The 5,600-nt window shown below is 45.3% G+C and carries 6 protein-coding genes; 2 read left to right on the top strand and 4 right to left on the bottom strand.

The features are described 5' to 3' along the window. Positions 1 to 427: citrate/2-methylcitrate synthase (locus ACLR2L_RS18495; RefSeq protein WP_413370296.1), on the top strand; the 427-nt coding region annotated here is incomplete at its 5' end. A gap of 241 nt (positions 428 to 668) precedes the next feature. Next, positions 669 to 1,088, top strand: a complete 420-nt coding sequence (locus tag ACLR2L_RS18490; protein ID WP_413370294.1) for a DUF3429 domain-containing protein — start codon at positions 669 to 671, stop codon at positions 1,086 to 1,088. Between the two features lie 82 nt (positions 1,089 to 1,170). Here ACLR2L_RS18490 and ACLR2L_RS18485 read toward each other — a convergent pair whose 3' ends face one another. From ACLR2L_RS18485 to ACLR2L_RS18470, 4 genes are all read right to left on the bottom strand, one after another. Next, on the bottom strand, positions 1,171 to 2,631 hold the full coding sequence (locus ACLR2L_RS18485; protein ID WP_413370293.1) for a phosphomannomutase CpsG: 1,461 nt from the start codon (positions 2,629 to 2,631) through the stop codon (positions 1,171 to 1,173). A gap of 17 nt (positions 2,632 to 2,648) precedes the next feature. Beyond that, on the bottom strand, positions 2,649 to 4,061 hold the full coding sequence (locus ACLR2L_RS18480) for a mannose-1-phosphate guanylyltransferase/mannose-6-phosphate isomerase (protein ID WP_413370291.1): 1,413 nt from the start codon (positions 4,059 to 4,061) through the stop codon (positions 2,649 to 2,651). 162 nt (positions 4,062 to 4,223) lie between these two features. Continuing rightward, on the bottom strand, positions 4,224 to 5,066 hold the full coding sequence (locus ACLR2L_RS18475) for a pirin family protein (protein WP_413370289.1): 843 nt from the start codon (positions 5,064 to 5,066) through the stop codon (positions 4,224 to 4,226). 3 nt (positions 5,067 to 5,069) lie between these two features. Beyond that, positions 5,070 to 5,600, bottom strand: a 531-nt coding sequence (locus ACLR2L_RS18470) for a glutathione S-transferase C-terminal domain-containing protein (RefSeq protein WP_413370287.1), incomplete at its 5' end; no start/stop codon positions are given.

Below are 5,600 nucleotides of genomic sequence, written 5' to 3'. Positions count from 1 at the left end.
TGAGTTCATTGCTCGTGCGAAAGACAAGAATGACCCATTCCGACTGATGGGCTTTGGTCACCGTGTTTACAAAAACTACGATCCACGTGCAACAGTGATGCGTGAAAGCTGCCACGAAGTACTGAAAGAACTGAATGTTCAGGATCCATTACTCGACGTAGCAATGGAGCTTGAGCGTATTGCACTTGAAGACCCTTACTTCGCAGAGAAGAAATTGTTCCCGAACGTAGATTTCTACTCTGGTATCGTTCTGAAAGCCATTGGTATTCCTACCAACATGTTTACGTGTATCTTCGCTCTGTCTCGAACTGTAGGCTGGATTTCACACTGGCATGAAATGATGTCTGATCCAGGTCAGAAGATTGGTCGTCCTCGTCAGTTATACACTGGTCACACGGAACGCCCATACACGCCGTTAAAGAGATAACAGCGTTTATTCTGAAAAGGCCCTTAACTGGGCTTTTTTTATGGCAGTGATAAATAATCCATCAAAATGATCGTAAATCAGTACCTGGAAGTATGTTTTATTTAGATTACTGCTATCAAAATATTCATTTTATAGCGCATTTTTTCGCCACAAACTGTCTGTTTCTTATGCACTTTGTGCAACATATTAGAAACAAATGTAATATATATAATTAATTAGTTATAAACGAATCATTATCATCATGAACTCTCAGGCTAAATATCTCGGATACGCGGGCCTTGTGCCCTTCCTGGCACTTAACGTTGCCTTGTTTACAGAGGCATATTCCAGCACATTAATTTACATTCTATTTACACAATACTCTGCTGTTTTACTGTCTTTTTTTGGCGGTATTCACTGGTATGATGCAGTTAGCAGCAAAAGAACCGGTCATCAGTTATATGTGGCAATGCTGCCAACCATAATAGGCTGGATTTGCCTCAGCCAGACCGGGGCACATTGGGCACTCGGTGTGTTAAGTATAAGTTACTTATTAATACTGTTTTACGACAAACAAGTGCTTACCTTGCCAAAAGACATGGTGGTGGCATACACCAAATTACGCATGACCTTAACCACTGTGGTTGTGCTGTCACATGCCGTAATGATCTTTGCCCGCTAATAATTCCAATTCGTATAATACCCCAAATAAAAAAACCCCATACGCGCTTGCGTACGGGGCTTTTTATTTAATATGTAGAAGTTTATTCAGCGCGTATCAGGGCCAATAGTTCTTCTGTTTTCGCTTCCATTAGCGGAATATCGCCTTTGGACTCAACATTCAAACGGATCACCGGTTCAGTATTTGATTTGCGCAAGTTAAATCGCCAGTTGCCAAACTCAAGTCCAATCCCATCAGTTTCGTCAATTACATCAGCCAGCGGCTGATACTTGTCTAATACCCGCTGTAATGCTGCGTCGGCATCTTTGAGTTTACTGTTAATTTCACCCGACGACGGGAATGCTGCGATACGTTCTTCCACCAGCGATGCAAGCGACTTTTGCTTCGTGCACAACAACTCAGCTACCAGTAACCATGGGATCATACCAGAATCACAGTAAGCAAAATCACGGAAGTAATGATGAGCACTCATTTCGCCCCCATAAATAGCATCTTCCAGGCGCATGCGCTCTTTTATAAAGGCGTGACCCGTTTTGCTCTTGATTGCTGTACCGCCAGCATTATGAATAATGTCTTCGGTATTCCAGTATACCCTGGGGTCGTAAATAATTTTGTTGTCGCTGTCTTTATCCAGGAACGCCTGAGCCAGCAAACCAACAATGTAGTACCCTTCAATGAAGTTGCCATCTGCGTCAAACAGGAAGCAGCGATCAAAATCGCCATCCCATGCAATACCGAAATCGGCACCATGCTCAATTACCGCATTGGCGGTATCGGCACGGTTTTCAGGCAATAACGGGTTAGGAATTCCATTCGGGAATGTGCCATCCGGATGGTGATGCACTTTCACAAATTCAATGGGCACACCTTTATCGCGTAATTTTTTCTCCAGCGCATCCAGTGCGGCACCAGCAGCACCATTACCAGCATTAGTGACAATTTTAAGCGGAGTAAATTTGTTGATATCCACATACGATAAAATATGAGAGGCGTAAGCGTCCATATTGGCATGGCGATGATATTTGCCGGTTTCTGCCAGAATATCCGTAGCAATATGTGCCTTACCCGCGTAAAACGCGTCAGCATCTATCTTTGCGCTTTTTGCATAGAAATCCAGGCGCTCCGCAACATAGGCATCATCCAACAGCTCTGCGCGGTCTTTAATTGCGTTTAATCCGGTATCACCACTAATGGGTACAGAGCCGGCTTTAACTAATTTCATGCCATTGTAGTTAATGGGGTTGTGACTGGCTGTCACTTCAATACCGCCATCCACACCCAAATGCTTAGTTGCGAAGTAAATTTCTTCCGTACCCGCCATACCAATATCGGTTACGGTGGCACCACCATCAATTAAACCGGCACTCAAGGCGAGTTTTAACGGCAGTGACGTCAAACGCACATCGCCGCCTACGACCACGGTTTTGGCACTTAACTCTTCGGCAAAAGCGTAACCGATACGATAAGCCACTTCTTCATTGAGCTGACTATTGAGCTCTCCTCGAATATCGTAAGCTTTAAAACAGGTAATTGGTTTACTCATATACTGCAAAACCCTTGTTATTTAGACTCGGTGCGACCATAGCGGTCGGAGAAACGCACAATGTCATCTTCACCCAAATAAGCACCAGACTGCACTTCAATCAGCTCCAGTGGGATCTTGCCGGGATTTTCCAATGCATGTATTTCGCCAATAGGAATATAAACCGACTCATTTTCAGTAACCAACTGTGTGGTTTCACCAATGGTCACACTGGCGGTACCTGATACAACAATCCAGTGCTCAGCCCGGTGATGATGCATTTGTACCGATAGTTTCTCACCCGGTTTTACCGTAATGCGTTTAACCTGGAAGCGCTTGCCATTATCAATGGAGTCATAACTTCCCCAGGGACGGAATACTTCGCGGTGAAACTGGAATTCCGGGCGTTTTTCCGCCTTTAACTTGTTCACTACATTCTTGATGTCTTGCACTTTGTCTTTATGGGCAACCATAACCGCATCTTTGGTTTCCACCACAACAACATCATTCAGACCCACAACAGAAATCAGTCGCTCTTCTGCATTGATGTAACTGTTATTTACACCTTCCAGTATGGCGTCGCCAACCACTACGTTGCCATTAGCGTCTTTGTTATCGGCAGTTTCCCACAATGAAGACCAGCTACCCACATCTGACCAACCAGCATCCAGCGGGATCATAGCTGCGTGTTCTGTCTTTTCCATCACCGCATAATCGATGGAATCATCCGGACAGGTAGCAAAAATCTCAGGGTCGATGCGAATAAAGTCCAAATCCTTACTTTCGGATTCAATGGCCTTTTCGCAAATGGCCAGCATATCAGGCGCGTATTTTTTCAGTTCAGCTAAATAGGCACTGGCTTTAAACATGAACATGCCGCTATTCCAAAAGTAATTACCTGAAGCGACATATTCCTGAGCGGTGGCTAAATTCGGCTTTTCAACAAACTGCTCTACTTTGAGGCCATTGCCAATGGCATTACCACCTTTAATGTAGCCATAGCCAGTGTGCGGTTGATCCGGCACAATTCCAAACGTAACCAAATGCCCCTCTAATGCCAGCACATTGGCTTCGGCAACGGCGTTGTGAAAGGCTGCTTTGTTTTTAATCAGGTGGTCGGCTGCCAGTATTAACAATACCGGATCTTCACCGTCTTTAGTGGCGTGCAAAGCGGCTAGCGCAATTGCTGGTGCCGTATTACGTCCCACAGGTTCCAGAATGATACCACCGTGATCGCCTTGCATCTGACGCAGTTGCTCAGCAACCAAAAAGCGATGCGCATCGTTACAAATCACAATTGGTTGCGATGCATCTGTACCCGATAAACGCGTCAGGGTGTCCTGTAACATGGTTTGGTCTGAGGTAAGCGCAAGAAATTGCTTTGGCAGAGCTGCACGCGATTTTGGCCATAAACGGCTGCCAGATCCACCGGCTAATACGACTGGTTTCATTTGAATTCCTGTTGATATGATACAAGCAGGGCGTAGCAACGTTGAACGTACCCCTGCTTTTTTAATTCCTCATACCATGTTAATCAAGGCTGGCAGGCCAATCAACATAAGAAACCGGTTAAAAGCGACTTTCTTCGCGTTTTTTTGTTAACAGTTGAATTTTTAGGCAAGCACACCGCGCTGATAGTCAAACAATGCCTGTTGAATTTCTAACTGCGTATTCATTACAAACGGGCCGTATTGTACGATGGGTTCGCCAATGGGCTGCGCTGCCACCAGAATAGCTTTACCACTGAGGTGTTGGTCTGTACCGCAGTCCAGTAAGGCTTCATCACCGTCACTTAACACGGCAAGCCTACCCGCAGGCAGAGCTTGGCCTGCAATAGACACACACCCTTCGTAGCAATATATAAACGCGTTATGACCCCGGGTAACAGGAAAGGTTACCTGGGATTGCGCCTGCCAGTGAATATCAATAAACAATGGCGACACTTTTGCCGTTTTTACCGGGCCACTTATCCCTGCAAGCTGCCCTGCCAATACCTTGGCGGTGACCTCTTCGTTAAGCGCAACGGTTTGCACTTCAGATGCAGGAATATCCTGGTATCCGGGTACCGACATTTTGTCTTTGGCTGGCAAATTCACCCACAATTGAAACCCTTTTAGTAACCCATCGGTTTGTTCGGGCATTTCTTCATGAATAATACCGCGTCCGGCATTCATCCATTGCAGCCCACCGGTTTCAATCAGTCCCTCGTTACCAACCGAATCTTTATGACGCATTTTGCCCTGTAGCATGTAGGTAACGGTTTGAAATCCTCGATGCGGATGTGGCGGAAAACCCGCGATGTATTCATTGGGTTTATCTGAACCAAAAAAATCCAGCATCAAAAAGGGGTCGAGATGACGCAATACCTGCTGACCAATAATGCGGGTTAAACTCACCCCTGCTCCGTCCTGGATTTGTGCGCCTTGCACTACCTGTTTAACACTTCTGATTGACATTACTTACTCCCATAAGGCCAGCGCAGGTCCCACCGGCACCACGCCGGTAGGATTGATCATGGTATGACTAAAATAATAATGCGTTTTAATGTGATCCATGTTCACCGTTGAGGCAATCCCTGGCATGCGGTAAATTCGCTTCATGTATTCATACGTTGCCGGATAGTCTTTTATCTGCTTCACATTGCATTTAAAGTGGCCATGATAAACAGGGTCAAAACGAATGAGCGTGGTAAACAACCTGATATCCGCTTCAGTAAATCGATTACCTACCAAATGAGATTGAGTTTGTAAGATGGCTTCAACTCTCTCTAATGCCAGGAAAAGTGTTTTTACCGCTTGCTCATAAGCGCGCTGCTCGGTAGCGAATCCTGCCTTATAAACGCCATTATTAATATCGTGGTATATCCAATCGTTAACCGCATCTATTTCTGCTCGCAGTGCTTCGGGATAATAATCGTCACTGTTGCCAGTAATCTGGTTAAATCCGCTGTTGAAAAAACGTATAATGTCAGCCGATTCATTATTTACGAT

It is taken from the genome of Alteromonas sp. AMM-1, assembly GCF_047290655.1.
Lineage (GTDB): Bacteria > Pseudomonadota > Gammaproteobacteria > Enterobacterales > Alteromonadaceae > Alteromonas > Alteromonas mangrovi.
Note: the sequence above shows the minus strand (reverse complement) of the source record. Positions and strands in the feature narration are given on the sequence as shown.

What these genes read in the sequence shown, in the direction of transcription:
- ACLR2L_RS18490 (WP_413370294.1), top strand. Translation starts at nt 669, where the DNA reads ATGAACTCTCAGGCTAAATATCTCGGATACGCGGGCCTTGTGCCCTTC.
- ACLR2L_RS18485 (WP_413370293.1), bottom strand. Translation starts at nt 2,631, where the DNA reads ATGAGTAAACCAATTACCTGTTTTAAAGCTTACGATATTCGAGGAGAG.
- ACLR2L_RS18480 (WP_413370291.1), bottom strand. Translation starts at nt 4,061, where the DNA reads ATGAAACCAGTCGTATTAGCCGGTGGATCTGGCAGCCGTTTATGGCCA.
- ACLR2L_RS18475 (WP_413370289.1), bottom strand. Translation starts at nt 5,066, where the DNA reads ATGTCAATCAGAAGTGTTAAACAGGTAGTGCAAGGCGCACAAATCCAG.